The organism is Xenorhabdus sp. KJ12.1 (assembly GCF_963876495.1).
In the GTDB taxonomy this organism is placed as follows: domain Bacteria; phylum Pseudomonadota; class Gammaproteobacteria; order Enterobacterales; family Enterobacteriaceae; genus Xenorhabdus; species Xenorhabdus stockiae.
In genome coordinates, this window is the sequence record NZ_CAWNQH010000061.1 from 188,563 (window position 1) to 214,183 (window position 25,621).

Consider the following 25,621-nt stretch of genomic DNA (forward strand, 5'->3'; position numbering starts at 1 on the left):
TTTACGTGCCATTAAACCACAATGCTATAACAGAGTGGATAAAAAACTGCTCAAACCTGTTTGTCGCTATCTATCATTTAGTGACATCTAATTATTATCTGACGCTTTTTTAGATGTCGCCCGGCGATGACGCCAGATTTCAATCACACCCGGCAGAATAGAAATAAATATGATTGCAACAATCAATAATTTCAGATTCTGTTGGATAATCGGCATGTCACCGAATAAATAACCGGCATAAGTGAACAATAATACCCATATCAATGCCCCAATAACATTATATGCAGCAAAATGTCGGTAAGACATTTTTCCCATCCCGGCAACGAATGGAGCAAATGTTCGGATGATTGGCACAAACCGCGCCAGAATTATCGCTTTTCCGCCATGTTTCTCATAAAACTGATGAGTTTTATCCAGATAGCTGCGACGGAAAATCCGGGAATTTGGATTATTGAACAGTTTCTCACCGAAAACACGACCAATAGTATAGTTTATAGCATCCCCGATAATTGCCGCGGCAATTATCAATGCGGCCATAATATGTACGTTAAGATCGTTAGAATCCAATGCCGACAGCGCTCCTGCTACAAATAACAGTGAGTCTCCCGGCAGGAACGGTGTAACCACCAGCCCCGTTTCACAAAATACGATTAAAAATAAGATCCCATATACCCAGTCACCATAATTGGCAACTAATTCAGCCAAGTGGGCATCAATATGTAAAATAAAATCAACAATGAACTTCGCGAAATCAATAAAATGAGTAAAAAACTCCATAATATTCCTCGTAGTACTCAAACATCCCTGCCGTCATTCGAAAAAATCAGCATTTATCAGTCAAAAACCAGTTCATCAGTCAGAAACTAACTCATCAGCCAAAAACAAAGGCCCCATCACCGGCTCAGGCAACCCAAAATGAGCAGGATAATCCACCGCAACTAAATATAGCCCTTCAGCTTTAGCAGTTGCTGCTGCTTTTGTCCGATCTTTCAGTGCTAACAGCTCAGCCATCCATTGTACGCCCTGATTGCCACAGCCAATTTCAAGCAAGCTGCCGACAATATTACGCACCATATGATGGACAAACGCATTCGCCTTGATATCCACGACAACATAATGTCCGTGACGACTGACATTAATGTGCATCAGATTGCGCCAAGGCGAATTGGACTGGCACTGCACTGCCCTGAAAGACGTAAAATCATTCTCTCCTAACAGACATTGTGCTGCTTCATGCATCTTTCTCTCATCCAACGGATAATGAAAATGCGTGACTCCTTTCGCCAATACCGCAGGACGGTAACGATGGTTAAAGATAACGTACCGATACCGGCGTGCTGTTGCGCTGAAACGGGCATGAAATTCATCATCTACCGCTTTCACCCAACGCACCGCAATATCCGCAGGTAAATGGGTATTAACGCCCATTGTCCATGCAGCATCTTTACGCTGTGCCGAAGTTTCAAAATGCACAACCTGCCCCGTTGCATGGACACCCGCATCCGTTCTGCCTGCACAGAAAACAGCAATTGGCTCATTTGCAACTTTTGACAGCGCTTTTTCCAGACATGCCTGAACACTTCTGACTTCCTGCTGACGCTGCCAGCCGTAATAGCGGCTGCCGTCGTATTCAATCCCCAGTGCAATTTTCACTTTTTTTGCTTCTGGCACAGACTGATTCAGTTCTGTATCAGACATCAGTAAAATTGCTCCTGCATCAGTTTTTCTGCGATTTCAACCGCCATCAATGCACCACCGAAGCGGATGTTATCGGCAACAGACCAGAACTGTAACATCTCCGGCATTCCGTAATCATTCCGCAGACAACCGATACTCAGCCCATCAGCACCTGATGCATCAGTGACCTGAGTCGGGTAATCACCCTCTTCTGAGACCTGAATTTCTTCAAGACGTTCAAATTCGTCACGCGCTTCTTCTACGCCAACCGGACGCAGTGTTTCTACACTGACCATCTGGGCAATACCGTAGAAAACGGAAGACTGAACACAACTGACTGAAACAGGTAAACCTTCATCCTGTAATATTCTGCGAACCTGATCGACAATCCGGCGCTCTTCACGCACTGTTCCTTCCACATCAGGCAGCAAAGGCAGTAAGTTGAATGCCAATTGTTTATTGAAACGCCCTTCATCTGGTGGAATACCATTCAATAAACGGGCACTTTGCCCCGCCAATTCGTCAATAGCGGCTTTACCATGAACAGAAACCGGCAGGATATTGGTCAGCTGTAAACGCGCGATACCCGCAGTATCAATTAAAGGTTTGATAGCCGTTAACACCTGACTGGTTGCACTATCTGCAACCGCAACAATATTACGGTTACGATACTCAGCCAGCGCATGCGGGTTTACTGTCGGCACAACCAATGGAACATCCGGTTCAGCGGCAAACAACCCGCTGCTATCAATCACCAGACAGCCCGCTTCTGTTGCCTGTGCAATATGTTGTGCTGTGACTTCCATACCCACAGCAAAAAATGCTAGCTGTACCTGTGACCAGTCAAATTCGGCAACATCGCGAACAGTAACGTTCTTACCGTTAAACCGCTTAATGCTACCGGCACTTTGTTCACTGGCAAGAAGATGCAGTTCACCAACCGGAAACTGGCGCTCCTGTAATAACGCCAATATCGCCTCACCTACTGCGCCCGTTGCACCCAACAGCGCAATATTCCAACCTTCTGACATGTTGGTTCTCTCCACTTCTCTTTTATTTTGCTGGCAGGCAGAGAATTCTGCCTGTTGTTAACTCAATACAGTTAATTCAATACGGTTAATTGAATTCCGCTGATCAAATGTTTTTAAATGACTTTAGCGTCAAATCCAATCTGGGATAGTAATTGAGCACTGCTTTCAGAATCACAATGCACTGTCAGGGAAGACCACTCACGGCGTTCCGGATAATTTTTCCGCAGCTGGTCAAAAGCACCGTTCTGCCCGGCTACCTGACGCAATGGTGCATCATCACGGCGCACATCATACACTAAATGCATCAGACGCTTCAGGATGCTTTGTGTCACTTCACCACGAACAGTGATATGGCTGAAATCAGACTCAGGCAGTAAGTCAGACAATGCGGTTTTTTGTGGCTTCCCTAAAAATTCACAATACGCCTCAAAAACCTGAGTTGTACCACGAGCCTTGCCTTCCAGAGTATATCCCGCAATATGAGGTGTACCGATATCCACCCGCTCCAGCAAAGGTAATGAAAGGTTAGGTTCTGGTTCCCAGACATCAAGTACGACGCGCAATTTTTTTCCGTTTTGTAAAGCTGATAACAGTGCCTGATTATCAACCACTTCGCCACGGCTGGCATTAATTAAGATGCGATTATCCGGCAAGGCAGAAAGCAGTTCTGCATCGGCCAGATGATAAGTCTGATAAGGGCCTGATGTATTGAGCGGGGTATGGAATGTCAGAATATCTGCCTCTTTGACCAGTTTTTCCAAAGGCCAGAATTCACCTTCATCTCCCCGATCTGCCCGTGGCGGGTCGCACAACAGGGTTTTCACGCCCAGAGCGGCCAGTCGTGCTGCCAGACGCCCCCCGACATTACCAACACCGACAATACCGACAGTTTTATCTTTCAGCTGAAATTGATCCTGCTCTGCCAATATCATCAGCGCGGAGAAAACATACTCAACGACAGCAATTGCGTTGCATCCGGGGGCAGCAGAAAAGCCGATCCCCGCCTGCTCTAACCACGGCTGATCAACATGATCCATGCCCGCAGTCGCTGTACCGACAAATTTTACAGCACTGCCTTTTAACAGGGACTCATTAACTTTAGTGACAGAACGCACCATAAAGGCATCTGCATGTTCCAAAACACCCTCAGGCACAGGGCGCCCCGGAATTACCTGAACTTCTCCTAATTGTTTAAAGAGTTGTTCAGCATAAGGCATATTTTCATCGACTAAAATTTTCACTTTTCTTATCCAACGACTTAAGTGGGCGTGATCCGCTATTCTGCCATTTAATCGACGTAATGACTAATCTCCCTTTCTCTTTCTGATTGGCTCTTTATTAGAAATTTCCGCAGCCTCATGCACTCTGATTGGTGTTAATTTCAACTCACCCTTTCCTGAAACGCTCTGGTGTTGTTCCGGCAATTTGTTGAAACATGGCAATAAAAGCCGACGATGAGCTATAGCCAACATCAAATGCAACTTCATGAACGCTTTTTCCCTGTCCCAGTAAAGAAATTGCATGCAGAAAACGCAGACGCTGTCGCCACTCACTAAAAGACATTCCTAACTCTTGCTGACAGCGACGTGATAAGGTTCTTTCCGAGGTATAACGTTTCTTTGCCCATTCTACCAATGGCGTGTTATCAGCGGGATTATGCTCTAGTGCCTGTAAAATCGGCGCGAGAAGTTTATCTTTTGATGAAGGCAGGTAAGTATTCTGGCTTGGTGAAAGTTCCAACTGATCGATAAGGATCTGTGCCAGACGCTGATCTTTATTGGTCTGTGGCCGAATAACCTTACGGCTAAAGAAATCCTGCATAATGGCATTAAAAATAGAACTTAACCGGATAATACATGGATGAGAGGGCAAAGATTTGCTCAATTGCGGTGAAATATCGATTATCCAAAACCGCATTGTTTTCCGGTTATAACTCGAATGAACCCTATTTTTCGGGATCCAGATACAAAACTCCGGTGGAGCCAGAAAACGTTGTCCTTCCACAGTCATCTCCATAACGCCGCAGACAACATAAATCAATTGCCCGAATGGGTGGGAATGCAACATAAATTCAGTATCAGCATTCAGGGTTTCATCACGAAAAATGAGAGTGTTGGGCATATCCCAGTCCGGTAACTGAAACATCATTTGGTTAACTCCCTTTCAAAAAATTCATTTTTACTTCCAAAAACGGAGAAGAATTTATAAATTGTCCTGATTGCCTCATCAGTTGGCGGATTATCGATATATATAATAAATCGGTCACTGCTACACTAAGTGCACGATGTTCTACACACAATTAAATTCAATGAAAAATTTATTATTTCCCCTTATTGCTGTCCTGATTTGGTCAGCTAATGCGGTAGTCAGTAAGTCCGCAGCAACCTCAATTGAACCCGGCGCTATCGCTTTCTATCGCTGGTTTGTCGCGTTTTTGATTTTGACGCCTTTTATCTTACTGCCGGTACTAAAACAGTGGAAAACAATCATCCCACACTGGTGGAAATTATTGATTCTGGGTTTTCTTGGTATGGTTCTTAATCAAAGCCTGATTTACTATGCCGCTCATACTGTCAGTGCAACACTGATTGGGATCTTAACCTCATTAATTCCGTTGCTGACGATCATACTCAGTATATTTGTTCTACGGATCACACCGACCGTTGGAATTATACTCGGAAGTGCTTTATCACTATTTGGGCTGATATGGCTAGTGGGTAAAGGTGAACCGTCTACTTTGCTGGAGAACGGATTAGGGATCGGAGACGTAATGATGTTTATTGCATCAGCCGCTTACGCTCTGTACGGCGTCCTGACCAAACGTTGGGCAATTCCATTACCCAACTGGCAGGCACTTTATATACAGATCGGGTTTGGTGTGCTGTTACTTTCGCCCAACTTCATGATGACAGAAGATGTCCAGCTAACCAGTGATAATATCCCTCTTGTACTGTTTGCGGGTATTCCGGCTTCAATTATTGCACCTTATGTGTGGATACAGGGAGTTAGCCGACTGGGTGCAAATATGACATCGATATTTATGAATCTGGCTCCGGTCTTTACTGCCATTATTGCGATTGTAGTGCTTCATGAGAAGATGTATAGCTACCACCTTATCGGAGGAGGTATTGTGTTAGCTGGTGTGATGATTGCCCAACAATTACGTACTCCAATTAACAGTTATAAAAAACAAACTGAAAAAAGTATCAAAAGTTAATCATCAGAAATTTTAAATAATTTTGTCACCGGTTATCGCCCAATAATATCATTGGGCGATAACTACAAAAACAGATCATAATAAAATACCCTCCTAACTGAACTTATTTACCATTCCCAGCATTTATTGTTCATGACCGACTTGTGAAGTATTCAACTGAAACCTATTGATTCTATAATCTATAAATTTATTTTCATGAATATCAAATTCTTTCAGGAAAACACATAAAGTAAATTTATTCATCATTAACGAATTCTAATAGTGAATTCTATTAAAGATACATTTAAATAAGATTATATAATATAAAAACATAAGATCAGATTTACTCTATTTCAGTTATACATAGCATTAAACATTTCGGTGTATTTCAAAGTAAGTCAAATATGACATTAGGTGATTAATGTCACATATAGGCATTTTTCACGGCTAATAAGAGGTTTCAGTTCTATAAATAATAATGCACCGGAGATTTATTGCATTGTCATCATTACTGGACTGGTGCCATATGAGGAATAAAAAATGAAAATATTAAAAACATTATTAGTGACTACTGGTTTACTTTTCAGTGTCAATACCTTTGCAGCCAGCGCCCCTGACAGAACTGAATGTATCGCTCCAGCCAAACCCGGTGGCGGGTTTGACTTAACCTGTAAATTAGCTCAAGTCTCATTATTAGAAACTAAAGCCATTAATTCTCCTATGCGGGTCACATTTATGCCCGGTGGAGTCGGTGCTGTTGCCTACAATGCTATTGCTGCCCAGCGGCCTGCTGAGCCGGGGACGATTGTCGCCTTTTCCGGTGGTTCGCTACTAAATCTTGCTCAGGGAAAATTCGGGCGCTACAACGTGAATGATGTGCGCTGGCTGGCGGGTGTTGGTACTGATTACGGTATGATTGCCGTTCGTCAGGACTCTCCTTATAAGACTTTAAAAGATCTCATCAATGTATTTCAGAGCAATCCCGCCAATATTGTATTTGGTGCCGGTGCCTCCATCGGCGGTCAGGATTGGATGAAAACTGCATTACTAGCCAAAGAAGCTGGTATTGATCCACACAAAATGCGTTATGTCGCCTTTGAAGGTGGTGGAGAAGCGCTTACGGCCCTGCTGGGTAACCATATTCAGGTTTTTTCCGGCGATATCAGCGAAGCGCTACCTTACCTGACAAGTGATAAGATTCGTGTTCTTGCTGTCTATGCAGACAAAAGACTTGATGGCGTTCTGGCGGATATCCCGACAGCTAAAGAACAGGGTTACGACATTGTATGGCCGGTGATCCGGGGTTTTTACATGGGACCGAAAGTTTCTGATGAACAATATCAATGGTGGGTTGACACGTTCAACAAACTGCAACAAACAGACGAATTTAAAAAACAGCGTGAGCTGCGAGGTCTGTTTGAATTCAATATGACAGGCAAAGAGCTGGATGATTATGTGAGAAAACAGGTTACTCAGTACCATGAAATGGCTAAATCTTTTGGTTTAGCAAAATAAGAAGGACTGAATTATGAGTGATCGTATTTTTGCCGTCATCTGGTTAGCGCTATGCGGAATAGGGCTAGTCATTGGGTGGGGTATCCATAGTGAATACAGTTATGAACCACTAGGCCCGCGCCCTTTCCCGATTGCTATTATTTCGTTAATGGCACTGTGCGCACTGCTGCTACTATTCAGAAAACCTGAAATAGTTAACTGGCCTGCTCCACAAACATTACTCCGTTTATTATTGCTGATTACCTCACTGATCTTTTATGCCGGAACGTTTGAGTGGTTAGGCTTCCCTCTGGCAACAACATTATTGACTGTCAGTATCGCATTGCTATTTAACGCCACGCTTCCCGCGGCAATTGTTTCTGGCTTGATCTTAGGCACCTCTCTCTTTTTTATCTTTGATCGCCTGTTAGATGTCACTCTGCCAATTGGTAGCCTGTTCAGGTAAGGAGATCAAAATGGATACATGGATATACCTAACACAGGGTTTTGAAGTCGCATTAATCCCTAAAAATCTGGTCATTGCATTAATCGGGTGTTTTATTGGTACTGTTGTTGGCCTGCTTCCGGGTCTTGGCCCAATCAATGGTGTTGCAATTTTATTACCTCTGGCCTTTGCTCTGAAGCTCCCGGCAGAATCCGCCTTAATCTTACTGGCAACGGTCTATATTGGCTGTGAATATGGAGGGAGGATATCTTCAATTCTGCTGAATGTGCCGGGGGATGCCGCTGCTATTATGACCGCGCTGGATGGGCACCCGATGGCAAAACAAGGGAAAGCCGGGGTTGCATTATCTATCTCAGCAGTCAGTTCATTCTGTGGCTCAATTCTGGCTATTGCCGGGATCATTTTATTTGCGCCTCTTCTGGCAAAATGGTCTTTAGCATTCGGGCCTGCCGAATATTTTGCCCTGATGGTTTTTGCAATTGCCTGTCTTGGTAGCATGATGAGCCAAAACCCGGTGAAATCGCTACTGGCGGCCTTGATTGGTTTGGGTTTAGCCACCGTTGGCGTTGATTCCAATACCGGTGTTTATCGCTTCACCTTCGATAGTGTCCACCTCTCCGACGGAATTCAGTTTATTGTCGTTGTCATTGGGCTGTTCTCTGTCAGCGAAATTCTGTTGATGCTGGAAAGCACGTCTACCGGCCAAAAAGTAATAAGTAAAACCGGAAGATTACTGTTTAATAAAAAAGAAGCTAAAGCCTGTACCGGGCCAATATTACGCTCATCAGTTATTGGCTTCTTTGTCGGAATACTGCCCGGCGCCGGAGCGACCATTGCCAGCGCAATCACCTACATGACAGAAAAAAGAATCAGTGGTAACAGTGATTCGTTCGGTAAAGGTGATATCCGGGGGGTTGCTGCCCCTGAAGCGGCCAATAATGCATCCGCTTGTGGTTCCTTCATTCCCATGCTGACACTTGGTGTCCCCGGCTCAGGCACTACTGCGGTAATGATAGGCGCACTGACGCTCTATAACATCACTCCGGGACCTGCGATGTTTACCGAACAGCCAGATATCGTGTGGGGACTAATCGCTGCACTGCTTATTGCTAATATTCTATTGCTAATTATGAATATCCCAATGATTGGCCTATTTACCCGTATGCTAAGTATTCCACTGTGGTTTTTAGTGCCGGTCATTGCCAGTATTTCAGCAGTCGGCGTTTATGCTGTACACAGCACCACGTTCGATCTGATGTTAATGGTTGGTCTGGGGGTTTTTGGTTACATTCTCAGGAAAATGAACTTCCCAATGTCGCCACTTATTCTGGGGTTTGTGCTTGGTGAAATGCTGGAGCAAAACTTAAGGCGGGCACTTTCAATCAGCAATGGTAGTTTTGATATCCTGTGGAGCAGTGCTATCGCTCAGTCTCTGCTGGTTTTAGCTGCACTGGTTCTTATTATTCCGCCTACATTACTGATCATTCGCAAAAAACGGCAGAAGAGCAGGAAAATTTATAGCCAATCCACATAACTGATGAATTGGCTTTTATTCAGAATGATAAAATTTTCAGTTTCAGAAAATCAGTCAGAATATTTACGCATTACCAAAGATGCATTTGTACCACCGAACCCGAAGCTATTGGACATCACTGTTGTTAGCTCGCGTTCGGTCGGTTCTGTAATAATATTCATACCAAGCGCTTTTTCATCCAACTCTTCGATATTAATGCTCGGTGCAATAATCCCGTGCTCCAGCATCAACAGGCTATAAATTGCTTCCTGAGCACCCGCCGCTCCCAAAGAATGCCCGGTCATCGCCTTAGTCGCTGAAATTGCAGGTGTGTTATCACCAAATACTTCTCTGATAGCTTCCAGCTCTTTCAGGTCACCAACCGGTGTCGATGTGCCATGTGTATTGATATAGTCTACTTCACCATCCATACCGTCCATAGCCATTCTCATACAGCGAACAGCCCCTTCGCCTGAAGGTGCTACCATGTCCATACCATCGGAATTTGCTCCGTAACCAATAACTTCAGCATAAATATGCGCGCCACGGGCTAATGCATGTTCTAATTCCTCAACAACCACGATACCGCCACCGCCTGCGATAACAAATCCGTCACGGTTTTGGTCATAAGTACGGGAAGCACGATCCGGCGTTTCATTATATTTGGTGGAAAGCGCACCCATTGCATCAAATTCACAGGCTATTTCCCAGCTAAGCTCTTCACCACCACCAGCAAAAATAACATCCTGTTTGCCAAGCTGAATTAATTCAACAGCATGACCGATACAATGCGCAGAGGTCGAACAAGCGGAGCTGATCGAATAGTTCACGCCTTTAATTTTAAATGGTGTTGCCAGACAGGCTGAAATACCGGAAGCCATTGTTCTTGTAACCATATAAGGCCCGACTCCCCGTAAGCCACGGGAACGCATACCGTCCGCACAGACAACCTGATTATGAGGAGAGCCACCACCCGAGCCGACAACCAGCCCTGTGCGTAAATTAGAAACCTGATCATCTGACAGGCCGGAATCTTTAATTGCCTCGTCCATTGCCAGGTAAGCATAAACAGAAGCATCACTCATAAAGCGCTGTGTTTTTCGGTCAATCAAACCTGTTGTATCCAGTTTGACATTTCCCCAAACTTGGCTGCGAAGCCCCATTTCTTTGAATTCTTCGGAAAAAGTTATCCCGGAAAGGCCTTCTTTCAGAGATTTAAGCACCTCTTTCTGGTTATTACCAATACTGGAAACAATTCCCAGACCAGTGATTACTGCTCTTTTCATTAATTACCTCATCAATATGTTTACCTGCGGGATTTCCTACTCGCACTTTAGCGTACACTTGTACGCTGAACAAGTCCGATCAGGTTAAAAATCGTGGAACAATTGATCAGAGTCAGTTCTTAAGATCCTCTATAGGTGGTGTAACCGCATCAAGACCGTTAAAATCCCCCATTATTCTTCGCAACAATACAGGTCTTATTTTGAAAAACAGTATCGTGAAAAACAGTGCTATCAGTAGCGCGACCCTAAGCTGGAATGAACAGGGAACACCTATTTCTGAGCAGTTTGATGATGTTTATTTTTCAAATCAAGACGGGTTGGAAGAAACGGTATATGTATTTTTGAAAGGTAATCATTTTCCTCAACGTTTTAACACACACCCTCGTTCTGATTGCGTTATTGCTGAAACCGGATTTGGTACAGGGTTAAATTTTCTGGCGATATGGCGCGCTTTCTCAGCTTTCAGGCAGCAGTCACCCGATGCCACATTAAACAGACTGCATTACATTAGTTTTGAAAAATATCCATTAAAAATCGCAGACCTAAAAAATGCCCATCAGCGCTGGCCAGAACTTCAGCCATTCTCTGAGAAATTATGTCAACAGTGGCCCTTACCACTCTCAGGTTGCCATCGATTAATTCTGGATAATGGTGCTATCACGCTGGATCTTTGGTTTGGTGATGTAAATGAGCTATTACCCAAGATAACTTCTGGCTTGAAAAGCAAAATTGATGCATGGTTTTTAGATGGTTTTGCCCCAGCTAAAAATCCACAAATGTGGAGCGAACAACTGTTCACTTCTATGGCAAAATTTTCCCGTCCGGAAGGAACATTTGCGACATTTACTTCCGCTGGTTTAGTTCGCCGTGGATTACAAGAAGCAGGCTTTGATGTCAAAAAAATAAAAGGTTTCGGACGTAAAAGAGAGATGCTGACGGGCACTTTACTTCCCACAGTTCATAATCCCAGCTCCGATACTCCCTGGTTTACCCGCCAAAGCGCAACATACACTGACGATATCGCCATTATTGGCGGCGGTATTGCCAGCGCACTGACCGCCCTAGCTTTATTGCGTCGTGGTGCAAAAGTCACCCTGTATTGTCAGGATGAACACCTCGCACAGAATGCATCAGGTAATCAACAAGGCGCATTGTACCCCTTACTGAATGGTCAGAATGATCCACTAGAGCGATTTTTCACCTCCGCATTTACCTTTGCCCGTCGCCAATATGATCACCTGACTGATCAGGGCGTTTTATTTGATCATCAGTGGGATGGAGTTAGCCAGCTGGCCTACGATGAAAAATCGGATAAAAAAATATCTGGGATACTCCAAACAGTATGGCCAGAAGAAATTGCTGTTGAAATGGATCGCCAGCAACTGAGCCAGATTAGTGGGCTGGATGTCAATTATCATGGGGTACATTATCCACAGGGCGGATGGTTATATCCGGGACAGTTGACTCAGGAAGCCATCAAGCTCGCACAACAACGTGGTATGTGTACGCACTTCAACCATAAAATAATACGTCTGGCTCAATATGAAAACGGCTGGCAGCTACATATTGAACATCAGGGACAAGTACAGCTTAAAACCCATAAAGTGGTTGTTATTGCCAATGGACACTGTTTGCCACAATTTGAACAAACTGAAAAGCTCCCAGTGACTGCTGTTCGTGGACAGGTTAGTCATATCCCAACTACCAAGCATCTCAGCCAGCTAAAAAGTGTACTCTGTTACGATGGTTATATGACGCCTGCCAATCCACAGAATCAATATCACTGTATTGGCGCAAGTTACCAGCGTAATTTTCTGGATATTGAATATTCCACCGTCGAGCAACAAGAAAACCGAGACCGTTTATTGAAGTGTTTTCCTGATGTTGAGTGGGTAAAAGAGGTTGATATATCAGAAAATAAGTCTCGTCAGGGAATACGCTGTGTCATTCGGGATCATATGCCAATGGTGGGTAATGTGCCTGTTCTCAAAGAGATTCTGAAAAAGTATGCCAACTTGCCCCAACAAATGCAGTCCGGAGAGAAAATTGACGAGTCCCCTTGTTATCCTGACCTGTTTGTTATTGGTGCGTTAGGATCTCGTGGATTATGCTCTGCCTCTTTAAGTGCTGAGTTACTCGCAGGACAAATTTTTGGTGAAGCTCTACCGCTTGATGATGAAACATTAGCGGCTTTAAACCCTAATCGCTTCTGGGTCAGAAAACTGTTACGTGGAAAAAAGGTAAAAACAGAAAAACCTTAAATTACACTGATGTCGCACGGCAATAATGAAACTAATCTCCAGTCACGTAGATAAGTTATGTGACTGGGGGCACTAACTGAATTACAATCGGTTCATATAATTATAGGGCGTTTCATAGCACAACGCTGTTCTGCCGAAAAACCATATTCAATTTCACCTTGCAAAATCTGTTGTAATTCCTCACCCATTTCTTGCGGTTCCAAGATAACAAACCCCAGTTTTTGGTAAAAAGGCGCATTCCAAAGGACATTACGGAAAGTTGTTAAAGTGACAGACTGTAATTTGCGTTGCTTAGCTACTTGAATAACTGTTTCTATTAATTCCTTGCCTATACCCTTTCTTTGCCAATCTCCATGCACAGATAGCTCAAAAATATGTAACCCGTCCTCCAGAGTTTTCACCAGAATAAAACCTACAGGAACACCCTTATTATTTATTGCAACCCAGCTATTGTGTTGCACAATATAACCCAAATGTTGTTGTTCAGTCTGTATATGACCATCAGAAATCCAGGCTAGTTCAGGTATAAGACAAAATAGTTGCGCAGCGGAATGTTCAATTATAGCTAACTGATTTATATCTGATAACTGTGTTGGCCGAATAGTAAACATTATACCACCTCGGTAATTATTCAGGATGGAAGCATCAATTTCATTGCGGCGATAATAATACCAGAAAAACCAAACATCATTGTTACCATCCACTTTGTCTGAGATGTTATTTTCTCTAATAGCGTCTTATGGATAGATGCCATTTCTTTATTTACAGATGCAATCTCAGTATGGATAAGCACCTTTACTGATTCAATATCAGCCTTAGTTGCATAGGTATTTTTTATAATTCCTACGTCTATTTTTAGCTCAGTTACATCTGTTTTTAGATCTGCTACGTCTGACTTTAACTCTATTACGTCTGTTTTTAATTGTTTTACATCTGTCTTTAGCTCTGTTACATCTGATTTTAACTCTATTACGTCTGTTTTTAATTGTTTTACATCTGTCTTTAGCTCTATTACGTCTATTTTTAACAGTGAAACATCTGTTTTTAATTGTGAAACATCTACCCCCATATTTTCAAATCTTTTTTCTAATATTACATTCATTTCCGTTCTCCCTGTCAGGTTGAAAGTACTAAAACTTATCGATTCAGGTAAAAAGTACTTTTTATATTGCTGATTGTGATCCCCATATTCCCTTTGAACAACATTGTCCTCAATTCTCATATACCACCTCCGAAATATCCTTTTTCTATTCTGTGTTTTTAAAGAGAATTTACATTTGTAATTTTTAAATAACAGATTAATAATTGCATTTTAAATTCATACATTAGCAATAAATTTAAAATACATTGTTTTTCCATAATGCTACAAACTCTATCATCATTCATTTTTTAAATCATCAGCTGTTCCACTAATAACAAAATAAAATCTCAAATAATATATAACAAAATCATTAAATTACGCAGACACGTAACTTTAATATATAAAAATCAAATCTTACTACCCAATAATTTTACTTTATTTCTTTCATAAAAGAACATTCAATATTTAAGATTATCTGTTATTTATCATTAATTGCGAAGCGCTACGCATTTCTATGTAAGAGAGGGCTGTAAAACAACCCTCAAAATAGCGTCAAAAATTATGATCTCGCACTATCCAGTAGCTTTTTCCAAGTGGATAAAATCAAAACCTGATCCGGCGGTGTCAATTCGCCAGCCTTAATCGCTTTCTGAACGCTTTCCTCTACACGCTGATGAAGCTGTTCAATAGTATTGGCACCTTCCTGCTCCAGTTCAGCAACAGCCAGTGTCAGATGCCCGCGGAGGTATCCACCAGCAAATAATTCGTCATCACTGGCATATGCAACCATGTCATCTATCTGTGCCAGAATGCGTGTTTCAAACTCTGCGAGCATTGTTTTTCCTCAAAAATCAAATCAGTTAGCAAAAGGATCTTCCGGGTCAGGAAAATGTTCTGCCTTTAGTGGAGGGGTATTGTAAAACGATTGCAGGGCGCGAATAAAGCGCGCCGCACGTAGGGGGATTCCATTTTCAAGGTATGCAATGACCTGAGTATGAACTTTCCGCTGAAAAGCAAAACGATCCGGCTCAAAATCACCGTCCAGATTATCGCAACTAATGTTGAACGGAAAGCCCGCAGCCATACAGAATAGCCACTCTAACGCCTGGGGTTTAATTTCGACTTTTTCGAATTCAGCCTGAGTTTGAGCATCGCGGCCATCGGGACAATACCAATAACCAAAATCAACCAATTTACGACGCTCTGTACCTGCAATGCACCAATGGGAAATTTCATGTAATCCGCTGGCGTAAAAGCCGTGGGCAAATACGACCCGGTTATAAACTTCTTTATCATCTGCGGGTAGATAAATTGGCTCATCATCACCTTTGATCAAACGGGTGTTATAGTCATCGCTAAAGCAATCATCAAAAATTTCAATTAGTTGTTGATAATGATGTTCAGCCATTTATTAATACAATCCTAAAAATTAATGTCCTATATCCGATAACATTCGAGTTACGACCAGAAAGTGACAAAAAGGTAACTCGAAAGACAGCAGATATAAAATTAAAAATAAAATGCCAGCCAGGAACGGATGGTTTCACCATGCTGTTCATGGAGCAATTTGATACTCATTAAAAAAGAGATGGTTACCAGCATCGGGCGAATCAATTTCTGCCCTCTGCTTAATACCAAACCGGCTCCTAAGCGTGCTCCAATCATCTGACCGGCCAGCATAACAAAACCCAGCAGCCATAAAACCTGCCCGCCAAGAATAAAGAAAACCAATGCACCGAGATTAGCTGCGCAATTCAGCACTTTTGCATGTGCAGTTGCCTTGGCCAGATTGTAACCACAGAGCATGACGTAAGAAAGTGCCAGAAAAGAGCCGGTTCCCGGCCCGAATACACCATCGTAAAACCCGATCCCTCCCCCGGCAAGGCAACCAAATGCTATCGGACCCAGACGGCGCGGTCGATCTTCTGCACCTATATTGGGTACCAACAGGAAGTAAAGACCGATAATCATAACCAGAACCGGTAAGGCATAGCGCAGTAAATCCGGTGATACAAACTGAACCAGTAATGCGCCTGCCATACCACCCAGAACCGTCATAGTGATAGCAAATCGTTGAGAACGTAAGTTTACTATTCCTCGGCGGATAAAATACAGGCTGGCAGAGAGTGAACTACCTACAGCCTGAAGTTTCCCTGTTGCCAGTGCCTGAACCGGCGTAATACCTGTAGATAATAAAGCGGGAATCGTTAACAGCCCGCCACCACCTGCAATTGAGTCGATAAAACCTGCAACCAGAGCAACTAAAAAGAGTAAACCATAAACTTCCGGACCCAGTAATGACCATTCCATGATGTATTTCTCCAGAAAATTGCTTATCCGATATCACGGTGTCTTTCGGCACCTATTCATATTTGTTAAGCTCTGGTTCACCAGCTTGGAAGCGAAGGTGACACATCTGCACATTGTGCTCTCTGGCGCAACAGATGATCCATCAGGACAATCGCCATCATCGCCTCTGCAATAGGCACTGCGCGGATACCAACACAAGGATCATGCCGACCACGGGTAACCATATCCACTTCTTCGCCCTGCCGATTAATGGTTTTTCCTGAAACCATAATGCTGGATGTCGGTTTCAGCGCAATATGGGCAACAATGGGCTGACTGCTACTGATCCCACCCAGAATGCCTCCCGCATGGTTACTGGTAAAACCTTGAGAGGTGATTTCATCCCTGTTTTCGCTGCCACGCAGGCCAATTACGCCAAAACCATCACCAATTTCTACGCCTTTCACAGCATTAATGCTCATTAGGGCATGAGCAATGTCGGCATCCAGACGGTCAAAAACCGGTTCTCCTAATCCAGCCGGAACATTTTCAGCCACAACGGTCACTCTGGCACCAATGGAATCCCCTTCTTTCTTCAGGGCACGTAATAATTCATCAAGCTGAGTTAATTTACTTTCATCAGGACAGAAAAATGGGTTCTGCTCAACCAGATCCCAATCTTTCATTTCACAGTGAATATCTCCCATCTGAGTCAGGCAGGCACGGATACGAATACCATGTTTTTCGAATAAATATTTTTTGGCAATCGCTCCCGCAGCAACACGTATTGCAGTTTCACGGGCAGATGAACGGCCACCTCCGCGATAATCGCGCAACCCATACTTTTGTTCATAGGTATAATCTGCATGACCGGGACGGAAAACATCTTTGATCGCGCTGTAGTCTTGCGAACGTTGATCGGTATTTTCAATTAATAAGCCAATACTGGTTCCGGTTGTTACTCCCTCAAAAACACCAGAAAGTATGCGAACCTCATCGGGTTCACGGCGCTGAGTGGTATAGCGGGAAGTCCCGGGACGACGCCTGTCCAGATCAATTTGCAAATCGGCTTCCGAAATAACAATACCAGGTGGAACACCATCAACAATTCCACCCAATGCAAGACCGTGAGATTCACCAAATGTAGTAACACGGAAAAACTGTCCAATACTGTTGCCTGCCATACCTATCCTGCCATTATTTCTTATGTATTAAGATTAGATGTTAAATAACAATAAACTAACAAATGGTTAAAGCATAATTTATTTCACCCGATTTATTTGACTATACCAATTCAACTTCAAGAGGCGTGTGATATCTCCCCGCAATGCAGGGAGATATAAGGGCTCACCTCATATTACCAATTGTAACTTGAAGTTTATCGGGCATAAAATGTGCTAAAGAACACTTTAACCATTGGGCTTAATATTGTGTGTAACGAACTTTAATCTTTGAACAGGTGAAAATGTTCGTGATATTCGACTAACTGGCTACGGGTCAGCATAAAGACGCCACCGCCACCATGTTCAAATTCCAGCCATGTGAATGGTACATCAGGATACTGTCCAATCAGGTGAACCATGCTATTACCGACTTCACATATCAGCACACCTTCTTTTGTCAGGAAATCCGGGGCGGTCGCAAGAATACGACGAACCAGATCCAGCCCATCCACTCCCGCAGCCAGACCCAGCTCCGGTTCACGATGAAATTCATCCGGCAAATCACTCATATCTTCTTCATCCACATAAGGTGGATTAGTCACGATAAGATCGTATTTCATTGGAGGCATATCGCGGAACATATCAGAGCGGATTGGTATGACGCGATGTAACAGAGCATGGTTTTCAATATTCTGTTCTGTCACAGCTAAGGCATCAGCAGAAATATCAACTGCATCAACTTCTGCCTCAGGGAAAGCATGAGCACACGCAATTGCAATACAACCGCTTCCGGTGCACAGATCAAGAATGGTTGCTGGCTCCTGTGGGAGCAACCCTGCAAATTGATTGTTAATCAACTCACCAATAGGTGAACGTGGTACCAGAACCCTATCATCAACATAGAACTCATGCCCACAGAACCATGCACGGTTAGTCAGGTAAGCGATCGGAATGCGATCGTTGATGCGGCGCTGAACACATTCAGCGATTCGATGACGCTCCGTTGTTGTCAGGCGGGATGTCATCATGTTTTCTGGTATATCGATAGGCAGGTGCAATGTTGGAAGAACCAATTGCAAAGCCTCATCCCATGGGTTATCTGTCCCATGACCATAATAGATGCCGGCTGCACTGAAACGGCTGGTTGCCCAGCGCAGCATATCCTGAATGGTATGCAGCTCCGCGACGGCTTCATCTACAAAAATCTTATCCACAAGCACCTCTAAACCTCAATAATATTAAGTCTGTTAGTTTGCCACGATCCCCGCCACAAATCAGCTATCTGAGCATGTGAATTATTTCAGGTGAAAAGCATATGTGAGTTCGACAAAAACATAAAAGCCATCCTGCTCTGACAAGATGGCTTTCATAAACACTATCTTTTTTATTAATCAGGCTTTTTTCTCACCCGATTTCTTGACCCACAGGAAATAGCAGGCAGTCAGTAATGCCACCCAACCTAGCCCCACATATAACGCAACACGTGTATGCGGGAAATAACCCAGCACCACTATGATGAACGCCATAAATGCGATTGTCAGCATTGGCGCTATCGGCCAGAACGGTACAGGGAATTGCAGTTGTTTAGCTTCTTCCGCAGGCATTTTCTGACGCATCATGTATTGCGATAACAGGATCATCAGCCATACCCATACCGTGGCAAAAGTTGCGATAGAAGCAATAATCAAGAAGATTTCTTCCGGTAATATATAATTCAACCATACACCGACCAGCAAAATGACTGACATCACCAGTACTGTCACCCACGGCACGCCATGTTTTGTCAGTTTGTTGAAAAAAGCAGGTGCTTGCTTTTTCTGCGCCATGCCGTACATCATTCGCCCTGCACCAAAGATATCGCTGTTAATGGCTGAGATTGCTGCCGTGATAACAACAAGGTTCAAAATATGGGCGGCATAGTTAAATTGCAGGCTGGAGAAAATTTGCACGAATGGGCTGCCGTTCTGACCAACCTGATTCCACGGATAAATACACATCAGAACAAACAGGGTCAGAACATAAAACAACAGAATGCGCACAGGGACAGCATTGATAGCTCGTGGGATAGAATATACCGGATTTTTCGCTTCACTGGCGGTAATACCGATAACTTCAATACCACCGAATGCAAACATCACAACGGTAAATGAAGCAATAATCCCGGTAACACCATTCGGCATAAAGCCGCCATGTTCCCACAGATTTGAGAAACCGGTTCCCTGCTCGAACCCGTACATCATGATTGCAAAGCCGCCAACAATCATCGCTATGATCGCAACCACTTTTATGATGGAAAGCCAGAACTCCATCTCACCAAAAACTTTAACGTTACACAGGTTTATTGCCCCGATAAAAAAGACGATACCGAGAACCCAAATCCATTGATCAACATGGGGAAACCAGAATTTCATATAGAGGCCAAATGCGGTGACATCCGCCAGACAGACCACCAGCATTTCAAAGACATAAGTCCATCCGGTCAGAAAACCCGCCAGTGGCCCCAGATAATGGCTGGCATAATGAGAGAATGAACCGGGCACAGGGTTATGAACCGCCATTTCCCCCAATGCCCGCATAACCATAAAAACAGCGGCCCCTCCGATAATATACGCCAGCAATACCGCCGGCCCTGCGGCCTGAATAGCTCCCGCTGAACCATAAAAAAGCCCGGTACCAATTGCCGACCCCAGTGCCATAAACCGAATATGACGAACACTTAGCCCACGCTTGAGTTGTGAGGTGTTTTGCATGATTTATCCCTATTTCTTTTATTATTAGATGTGAAAGATAAATACAACGATAAGGCCGGGAAAACCGGCCTTCAGACGATTTAGTTTATGTGGTTTTTCAGGATATTACCAATCGGCAGGATCTTATCTGCCGGTAATAATGCAGAAAGTTGCTGTTCTGCCAATAATTGAATAGCTGCTTCAATATCCGGTGCGAAAAAACGATCTTTATCGTAATACTTCACTTTATTACGCAGAATATGGCGGGCTTTCTCTAGCGTCGGGCTACTCTTTAACCCTTCACGGAAATCGATGCCCTGACATGCCGTCAGCCATTCAATTGCCAGAATACCCCTGACGTTATCCGCCATTTCCCACAAGCGACGACCTGCTGCCGGTGCCATAGAAACATGATCTTCCTGATTCGCTGACGTTGGCAGGCTGTCAACACTGGAAGGATGTGCTAGCGCTTTATTTTCACTTGCCAGTGCAGCAGCAGTCACCTGAGCAATCATAAAACCAGAATTCACCCCGCTGTTTTTGACCAGAAACGGAGGTAACTGAGACATATTACTATCCATCAGCAAAGCAATTCTTCGTTCTGCCAATGCACCAATCTCCGCCAGCGCAAGAGCCAGATTATCCGATGCCATCGCGACAGGTTCAGCATGGAAATTCCCGCCAGAAATTACTTCGTCCTGCTCAGTGAAAACCAGTGGGTTATCAGAAACAGCATTAGCCTCAACCATAATGACATCAGCAGCATGGCGAATTTGGGTCAGGCAAGCGCCCATAACCTGTGGCTGGCAACGCAGTGAATAAGGATCCTGAACTTTCGGGCAGTTTTCGTGGGAGGCAGAAATATCGCTTTTCTCTTCCAATACAAAGCGGTATAAAGCTGCGACATCAATTTGCCCCTGCTGCCCACGGACTTCATGAATACGTGCATCAAATGGCTTACGGGAACCCAGAGCCGCTTCAACTGATAACGCACCGCACACAACGGCTGATGCCAGTAATTCTTCCGCTGCAAACAAGCCTTTCAAGGCAAATGCCGTTGAAGTCTGAGTACCGTTCAATAATGCCAGCCCCTCTTTTGCGACCAGCGTAAACGGCTGAAGACCCGCTTTTGCCAGAGCTTCTTTTGCCGGCAACCATTCCCCGCGATAACGGGCTTTACCCTCACCCAGCAATAACAAGCTCATATGTGCCAGCGGAGCCAAATCCCCAGAAGCCCCAACCGACCCTTTAGCCGGAATACAAGGGTAAACTTCGGCATTCACCAATGCTATCAAGGCTTGGATCACTTCCAGCCGAATACCTGAGTAACCACGAGCTAAGCTGTTAATTTTTAATACGACCATCAAACGGACAATTTCATCCGGTAGTGGTTCACCAACACCCGCCGCATGTGACATAACAATCGAACGTTGCAGTTCTTCTAGATCCTGTTCTGCAATTCGAGTATTTGCCAGTAACCCAAAACCCGTATTAATTCCGTAAGCAGTTCTGTTTTCGTTGATGATGCGGTTAACACATTCAACACTGTTTTCTATCGCCGGAAAGCATTGCTCATCTAACGTTATTTGTACGGGATGCTGATAGATATGGCGTAACTCTTCAAGCGTCATTTTTCCCGGATGAATAGTGATATTTTTCATATTAATAACGCTCCTTATTTTATTTCTGCCGCTTGAGTGTCTTCTTTTCGGGTATTGAGCATAGGTAAATTCAGCCCTTGCTCTTCTGCACATTGAATTGCCAGTTCATAACCTGCATCTGCATGGCGCATAACGCCTGTCGCCGGATCATTATGGAGTACCCGGGCAATGCGCTCCGCCGCTTCATCTGAACCATCACAGACAATCACCATGCCAGAGTGCTGGGAGAAGCCCATACCAACCCCGCCGCCGTGATGCAGCGATACCCATGTTGCTCCACTGGCGGTATTTAACAGGGCATTCAGCAATGGCCAGTCAGATACTGCGTCAGAGCCATCTTTCATTGATTCCGTTTCACGGTTAGGGCTTGCTACTGAGCCTGAATCCAGATGGTCACGTCCAATCACTATTGGCGCGGAAAGTTCGCCATTACGAACCATTTCATTGAAAGCCAAACCTAATTTGGCGCGATCGCCCAGCCCTACCCAACAAATACGTGCTGGCAAGCCCTGAAAGCTGATGCGTTCCCGAGCCATATCCAGCCAGCGATGCAGATGGTTATCATTCGGCAATAGTTCTTTTACTTTGGCATCTGTTTTATAAATATCCTGAGGGTCGCCAGAAAGTGCAGCCCAACGGAAAGGGCCTATGCCGCGACAGAAAAGCGGGCGGATATAAGCAGGAACAAAACCGGGGAAATCAAAGGCATTTTCAATGCCCATCTCCTTGGCCATCTGCCTGATATTATTGCCATAATCAAAAGTAGGGATACCCTGTTTCTGGAAGTCCAGCATCGCTGCTACATGCTGTGCCATTGATGCTTTTGCTGCCTGAACAACGTGTTCCGGCTCAGTTTCAGCACGACAACAATACTCTTCCCATGTCCACCCTACCGGCAAATAACCATGTAATGGATCGTGAGCACTGGTTTGATCCGTTACCATATCAGGACGAACACCACGGCGAACCAGCTCTGGTAAAATCTCCGCTGCGTTACCACACAATGCTATTGATACTGCTTTACCTTCGCGGGTATAGCGCTCAATACGTGCCAGCGCATCATCCAGATCTGCGGCCTGCTCATCCACGTACTGGGTACGTAAACGAAAATCAATCCGGCTTTGCTGACACTCAATATTCAGCGATGAGGCACCTGCCAGTGTTGCGGCCAGAGGCTGTGCACCTCCCATACCACCTAACCCGGCTGTCAGAACCCAGCGACCGGTCAAGTCACCGTTATAGTGCTGACGCCCGGCTTCGACAAATGTTTCATAAGTACCCTGTACAATTCCCTGACTGCCGATATATATCCAACTGCCGGCTGTCATCTGGCCGTACATCGCTAATCCCTTGGCATCCAGTTCATTAAAGTGTTCCCACGTTGCCCAGTGAGGAACCAGATTCGAGTTGGCAATCAGTACACGGGGAGCATTTTCATGTGTTTTGAAAACACCGACAGGTTTGCCTGACTGAACCAGTAATGTCTCGTTGCTCTCAAGGTTTTTCAGAGTCTCAACAATCTTTTCATAACATTCCCAATTTCTGGCTGCACGACCAATACCACCATAAACCACCAGCTCATGGGGATTCTCTGCAACATCAGGGTCAAGATTGTTCATAAGCATGCGAAGCGGGGCTTCTGTCAGCCAGCTTTTTGCTGTGAGTTTTGTTCCTCTGGGAGCACGGATAACCGCATTACTGAATTTATTATTTTGCGTTGTCACAGTTTTTCCTTTTTCATATTTATGAAAATTTATTAACTGTATAGTTGTATATACATGTATATTCAATAGGCAAAAGTGTGACGGAGATAAAGTCAATAATTTTGTTATTTTTCTTTTTTATTGAATATCAATAGGATGGTTATAATTTGCTCGCAAAATCTCAGAAAGGGATTTTGCTGGTTTTGTGTTTTACATCACATATGCTTTACATTTTTGTTACCTTCTCCTCTCATGCATAAAGCAAAGAGGAGATTTTTGAGTACAGAGAAAACCAATCATAACGTCAATTCACGAGCTAAAACGCCCTTTCAACTTATAACGGTGACCGGGAAATAATAATCTGGCACTGGAAACTATATGTTCTTTCGACCAAGTTCGGCGACTGATTAACAAACAGGGAGAATTCTCCTCTATTTGCAGTAAACGACAGGAGCGGGCATCACCGGCAACAGCTTCTACAATATGTTCTCCCTCCGTCAGCGGTGCCACCATCGATAAGTAATCATGAGCTGTCTGTTGATGGAAATCCTGCCGCAGATATTCCGGTGCCGCTAACGCATTAACATAACGATCCTCAATTTGTACGGGCACGTCATTTTCATAATGGAGAATAATTGAGTGATAAACCGCTGTACCTGCTTTTATGCCCAGCTCCTTGGCCTGAGTCATATTAGCGGTGACTTCCGCCAGCTTTAATACCTTACAGTTATGGCGATGGGTACGTGCCGCAATCTCATCAGCAATACTGTGAATTTCAAACAGGGCGGACTGCCCTTTCGGCTCTGAAACAAATGAGCCAACCCCCTGTAAACGGAATAAAAGCCCTTCTGCCGTCAGTTCCCGTAACGCCCTGTTTGCTGTCATGCGACTACAATTAAATTGTTTTACTAATTCAGATTCTGAAGGCACTCTGTCATGGGGTTGCCACTCCCCGGTATGGATTTTTTCAATAATTGATTGTTTGACTTTCGCATACAGAGGTACGGGTTTAGTTATTTTGTCTGATAAATCAATAGTCACAATAAATTCCTTTCTACTCCCGAGCGTATTGCCAATTATCCATTCCACCAATGCACTATTTGCCATGCAAGGCGAGCCGCGGCTTTACCGCCCATACCCTGAATATCGTACAATGGATTCAGCTCAACGAGATCAACAGCCTGTAATTTTTTACTCTGGCAAATCGGCTGGATCAGTGACAATAAACGCTCTAACAGAACACCGAGCGCAGCCGGAGCTGAAACTGACGGCATTTGCCAAATCGGTAACACGTCCAAATCAATCGTCATGTAGATGATTTCAGCCTGATTCAGCATATCCTGTATCTGTTGTTGAACCTTATCCAACATAGAATCAATACATTGAGTATCCCAAATAATAGTGACATCAAGGTGATTCGCTTCATCCAATAAGGCTTGAGTATTTGAGGCCAAACTAGCACCCACACAGCTGTAATTAAACGGTCGCTGTTGCTGGTGACAATAATCAGCAAGCTGACGGAATGGCGTGCCTGATGTTGCCTGTGGCGCATTTCGTAGATCCAGATGCGCATCAAAGTTAATAATCCCTACCCGCTGTGTTGGAAACGCACGATAAATGCCCATACCATGAGCAAATGCAGTTTCATGACCGCCACCAAAAATGAGGGTACGCATTTTCTGGCTCTGACAGGCATAGACAGCTTCACTCAGAGCACTTTGGGCTTCACTTAACTGACCGCTATTCGCCCGGATATTACCCAAATCCACCAGCAATTCATGCCCATCATGGCTCGCCATATTTGCCAGCGACTGACGCAAATACTCAGGCCCTGATTTTGCTCCCGGCCGCCCCTGATTGAGTTTCACTCCTTCATCACATTCAAAACCCAACAATGCAATATGATTCGGATATTGCTCAGGGGAAAAATCAGCGGGTTGTTTTATCGTCTGGAACATGCGTAAAGCATTATTAGCTTCGGCAAGATCATTACGCCCCTGCCAAATGTTTTCTGATGTCGGATGCCATAATTTCATGCTATTTCCCTCATTAATATTTATTGTTCATAAAA

Annotated in this window: 23 protein-coding genes; 5 read left to right on the forward strand and 18 right to left on the reverse strand. The window is 44.2% G+C overall.

All coding sequences use genetic code 11. The features are described 5' to 3' along the window. Positions 1-87: 87 nt before the first annotated feature. The 5 genes from AACS92_RS07965 to AACS92_RS07985 form a co-directional block, all read right to left on the reverse strand. Positions 88-777, reverse strand: coding sequence for a DedA family protein (locus tag AACS92_RS07965; protein ID WP_369800367.1), 690 nt, complete (start codon positions 775-777; stop codon positions 88-90). Between the two features lie 75 nt (positions 778-852). Beyond that, positions 853-1,698 carry a tRNA pseudouridine(38-40) synthase TruA gene (truA, locus tag AACS92_RS07970; protein WP_099108431.1) on the reverse strand — a complete coding sequence of 282 codons (846 nt, stop codon included), beginning with the start codon at positions 1,696-1,698 and terminating at the stop codon, positions 853-855. Beyond that, positions 1,698-2,708: an aspartate-semialdehyde dehydrogenase gene (locus AACS92_RS07975; protein ID WP_099108432.1), complete on the reverse strand. Its 1,011-nt coding sequence runs from the start codon at positions 2,706-2,708 to the stop codon at positions 1,698-1,700. The genes truA and AACS92_RS07975 overlap by 1 nt, the downstream gene beginning before the upstream one ends. Before the next feature lie 113 nt (positions 2,709-2,821). Further along, positions 2,822-3,949 (reverse strand): 4-phosphoerythronate dehydrogenase PdxB, encoded by a 1,128-nt coding sequence (gene pdxB, locus AACS92_RS07980; protein ID WP_099108433.1) that lies wholly within the window; start codon positions 3,947-3,949, stop codon positions 2,822-2,824. A gap of 145 nt (positions 3,950-4,094) precedes the next feature. Beyond that, entirely contained in the window at positions 4,095-4,856 is a 762-nt protein-coding gene (locus AACS92_RS07985) for an AraC family transcriptional regulator (RefSeq protein ID WP_099108434.1), read from the reverse strand. Between the two features lie 160 nt (positions 4,857-5,016). Between AACS92_RS07985 and AACS92_RS07990 the strand changes: the two genes are divergently transcribed. From AACS92_RS07990 to AACS92_RS08005, 4 genes are all read left to right on the forward strand, one after another. Further along, a complete protein-coding gene (locus AACS92_RS07990; RefSeq protein WP_099108476.1) occupies positions 5,017-5,925 on the forward strand; it encodes a DMT family transporter in 909 nt (302 codons plus the stop codon). A 519-nt stretch (positions 5,926-6,444) separates the two neighbouring features. Continuing rightward, on the forward strand, positions 6,445-7,419 hold the full coding sequence (locus tag AACS92_RS07995) for a Bug family tripartite tricarboxylate transporter substrate binding protein (protein WP_099108435.1): 975 nt from the start codon (positions 6,445-6,447) through the stop codon (positions 7,417-7,419). A gap of 13 nt (positions 7,420-7,432) precedes the next feature. After that, positions 7,433-7,864 carry a tripartite tricarboxylate transporter TctB family protein gene (locus AACS92_RS08000; protein ID WP_099108436.1) on the forward strand — a complete coding sequence of 144 codons (432 nt, stop codon included), beginning with the start codon at positions 7,433-7,435 and terminating at the stop codon, positions 7,862-7,864. A 10-nt stretch (positions 7,865-7,874) separates the two neighbouring features. Further along, complete coding sequence (locus AACS92_RS08005; protein WP_099108437.1) at positions 7,875-9,398, forward strand: tripartite tricarboxylate transporter permease; 1,524 nt, start codon at positions 7,875-7,877, stop codon at positions 9,396-9,398. A 50-nt stretch (positions 9,399-9,448) separates the two neighbouring features. Here the strand turns inward: AACS92_RS08005 and fabB are convergent, their stop codons facing one another. After that, complete coding sequence (fabB, locus tag AACS92_RS08010) at positions 9,449-10,663, reverse strand: beta-ketoacyl-ACP synthase I (RefSeq protein ID WP_099108438.1); 1,215 nt, start codon at positions 10,661-10,663, stop codon at positions 9,449-9,451. A gap of 215 nt (positions 10,664-10,878) precedes the next feature. Here fabB and mnmC point away from each other — a divergent pair, with 215 nt between their 5' ends. Beyond that, positions 10,879-12,924, forward strand: coding sequence for a bifunctional tRNA (5-methylaminomethyl-2-thiouridine)(34)-methyltransferase MnmD/FAD-dependent 5-carboxymethylaminomethyl-2-thiouridine(34) oxidoreductase MnmC (mnmC, locus tag AACS92_RS08015; RefSeq protein WP_099108477.1), 2,046 nt, complete (start codon positions 10,879-10,881; stop codon positions 12,922-12,924). Between the two features lie 92 nt (positions 12,925-13,016). Here mnmC and AACS92_RS08020 read toward each other — a convergent pair whose 3' ends face one another. The 12 genes from AACS92_RS08020 to hutG all read right to left on the reverse strand — a co-directional run bounded on the left by AACS92_RS08020 (position 13,017) and on the right by hutG (position 25,586). Continuing rightward, positions 13,017-13,535 carry a GNAT family N-acetyltransferase gene (locus AACS92_RS08020; protein ID WP_099108439.1) on the reverse strand — a complete coding sequence of 173 codons (519 nt, stop codon included), beginning with the start codon at positions 13,533-13,535 and terminating at the stop codon, positions 13,017-13,019. Between the two features lie 20 nt (positions 13,536-13,555). Then, on the reverse strand, positions 13,556-14,146 hold the full coding sequence (locus AACS92_RS08025; protein WP_099108440.1) for a hypothetical protein: 591 nt from the start codon (positions 14,144-14,146) through the stop codon (positions 13,556-13,558). Between the two features lie 418 nt (positions 14,147-14,564). Then, complete coding sequence (locus AACS92_RS08030; protein WP_099108441.1) at positions 14,565-14,840, reverse strand: YfcL family protein; 276 nt, start codon at positions 14,838-14,840, stop codon at positions 14,565-14,567. 21 nt (positions 14,841-14,861) lie between these two features. Continuing rightward, on the reverse strand, positions 14,862-15,413 hold the full coding sequence (locus AACS92_RS08035; RefSeq protein WP_099108442.1) for an elongation factor P hydroxylase: 552 nt from the start codon (positions 15,411-15,413) through the stop codon (positions 14,862-14,864). A 101-nt stretch (positions 15,414-15,514) separates the two neighbouring features. Beyond that, a complete protein-coding gene (locus tag AACS92_RS08040) occupies positions 15,515-16,315 on the reverse strand; it encodes a sulfite exporter TauE/SafE family protein (RefSeq protein ID WP_099108443.1) in 801 nt (266 codons plus the stop codon). 77 nt (positions 16,316-16,392) lie between these two features. Further along, on the reverse strand, positions 16,393-17,478 hold the full coding sequence (gene aroC / locus AACS92_RS08045; RefSeq protein ID WP_099108444.1) for a chorismate synthase: 1,086 nt from the start codon (positions 17,476-17,478) through the stop codon (positions 16,393-16,395). Positions 17,479-17,738: 260 nt separating this feature from the next. Continuing rightward, the gene (gene prmB / locus AACS92_RS08050; protein WP_099108478.1) at positions 17,739-18,671 is read right to left on the reverse strand and encodes a 50S ribosomal protein L3 N(5)-glutamine methyltransferase; all 933 of its coding nucleotides are present in this window, start codon (positions 18,669-18,671) and stop codon (positions 17,739-17,741) included. Between the two features lie 177 nt (positions 18,672-18,848). Then, positions 18,849-20,207 (reverse strand): amino acid permease, encoded by a 1,359-nt coding sequence (locus AACS92_RS08055; RefSeq protein WP_099108445.1) that lies wholly within the window; start codon positions 20,205-20,207, stop codon positions 18,849-18,851. Positions 20,208-20,287: 80 nt separating this feature from the next. Next, on the reverse strand, positions 20,288-21,847 hold the full coding sequence (gene hutH, locus AACS92_RS08060; protein ID WP_099108446.1) for a histidine ammonia-lyase: 1,560 nt from the start codon (positions 21,845-21,847) through the stop codon (positions 20,288-20,290). A gap of 14 nt (positions 21,848-21,861) precedes the next feature. Next, complete coding sequence (gene hutU, locus AACS92_RS08065; RefSeq protein ID WP_099108447.1) at positions 21,862-23,571, reverse strand: urocanate hydratase; 1,710 nt, start codon at positions 23,569-23,571, stop codon at positions 21,862-21,864. A 288-nt stretch (positions 23,572-23,859) separates the two neighbouring features. After that, positions 23,860-24,657, reverse strand: a complete 798-nt coding sequence (gene hutC, locus AACS92_RS08070; RefSeq protein ID WP_193756840.1) for a histidine utilization repressor — start codon at positions 24,655-24,657, stop codon at positions 23,860-23,862. After that, positions 24,627-25,586, reverse strand: coding sequence for a formimidoylglutamase (hutG, locus tag AACS92_RS08075; protein ID WP_099108448.1), 960 nt, complete (start codon positions 25,584-25,586; stop codon positions 24,627-24,629). The genes hutC and hutG overlap by 31 nt, the downstream gene beginning before the upstream one ends. Between the last annotated feature and the right edge of the window lie 35 nt (positions 25,587-25,621).

Excerpts from the sequence above, each read along its gene's own strand:
- AACS92_RS08055 (WP_099108445.1), bottom strand. The coding sequence starts at position 20,207 with ATGCAAAACACCTCACAACTCAAGCGTGGGCTAAGTGTTCGTCATATT.
- hutH (WP_099108446.1), bottom strand. The coding sequence starts at position 21,847 with ATGAAAAATATCACTATTCATCCGGGAAAAATGACGCTTGAAGAGTTA.
- AACS92_RS08005 (WP_099108437.1), top strand. The coding sequence starts at position 7,875 with ATGGATACATGGATATACCTAACACAGGGTTTTGAAGTCGCATTAATC.
- AACS92_RS07995 (WP_099108435.1), top strand. The coding sequence starts at position 6,445 with ATGAAAATATTAAAAACATTATTAGTGACTACTGGTTTACTTTTCAGT.
- AACS92_RS08020 (WP_099108439.1), bottom strand. The coding sequence starts at position 13,535 with ATGTTTACTATTCGGCCAACACAGTTATCAGATATAAATCAGTTAGCT.
- AACS92_RS07985 (WP_099108434.1), bottom strand. The coding sequence starts at position 4,856 with ATGATGTTTCAGTTACCGGACTGGGATATGCCCAACACTCTCATTTTT.
- AACS92_RS07990 (WP_099108476.1), top strand. The coding sequence starts at position 5,017 with ATGAAAAATTTATTATTTCCCCTTATTGCTGTCCTGATTTGGTCAGCT.
- fabB (WP_099108438.1), bottom strand. The coding sequence starts at position 10,663 with ATGAAAAGAGCAGTAATCACTGGTCTGGGAATTGTTTCCAGTATTGGT.
- aroC (WP_099108444.1), bottom strand. The coding sequence starts at position 17,478 with ATGGCAGGCAACAGTATTGGACAGTTTTTCCGTGTTACTACATTTGGT.
- hutC (WP_193756840.1), bottom strand. The coding sequence starts at position 24,657 with ATGGCAAATAGTGCATTGGTGGAATGGATAATTGGCAATACGCTCGGG.
- hutG (WP_099108448.1), bottom strand. The coding sequence starts at position 25,586 with ATGAAATTATGGCATCCGACATCAGAAAACATTTGGCAGGGGCGTAAT.
- AACS92_RS08040 (WP_099108443.1), bottom strand. The coding sequence starts at position 16,315 with ATGGAATGGTCATTACTGGGTCCGGAAGTTTATGGTTTACTCTTTTTA.
- AACS92_RS08030 (WP_099108441.1), bottom strand. The coding sequence starts at position 14,840 with ATGCTCGCAGAGTTTGAAACACGCATTCTGGCACAGATAGATGACATG.
- AACS92_RS07975 (WP_099108432.1), bottom strand. The coding sequence starts at position 2,708 with ATGTCAGAAGGTTGGAATATTGCGCTGTTGGGTGCAACGGGCGCAGTA.
- AACS92_RS08000 (WP_099108436.1), top strand. The coding sequence starts at position 7,433 with ATGAGTGATCGTATTTTTGCCGTCATCTGGTTAGCGCTATGCGGAATA.
- AACS92_RS08025 (WP_099108440.1), bottom strand. The coding sequence starts at position 14,146 with ATGAGAATTGAGGACAATGTTGTTCAAAGGGAATATGGGGATCACAAT.
- truA (WP_099108431.1), bottom strand. The coding sequence starts at position 1,698 with ATGTCTGATACAGAACTGAATCAGTCTGTGCCAGAAGCAAAAAAAGTG.
- AACS92_RS07965 (WP_369800367.1), bottom strand. The coding sequence starts at position 777 with ATGGAGTTTTTTACTCATTTTATTGATTTCGCGAAGTTCATTGTTGAT.
- AACS92_RS08035 (WP_099108442.1), bottom strand. The coding sequence starts at position 15,413 with ATGGCTGAACATCATTATCAACAACTAATTGAAATTTTTGATGATTGC.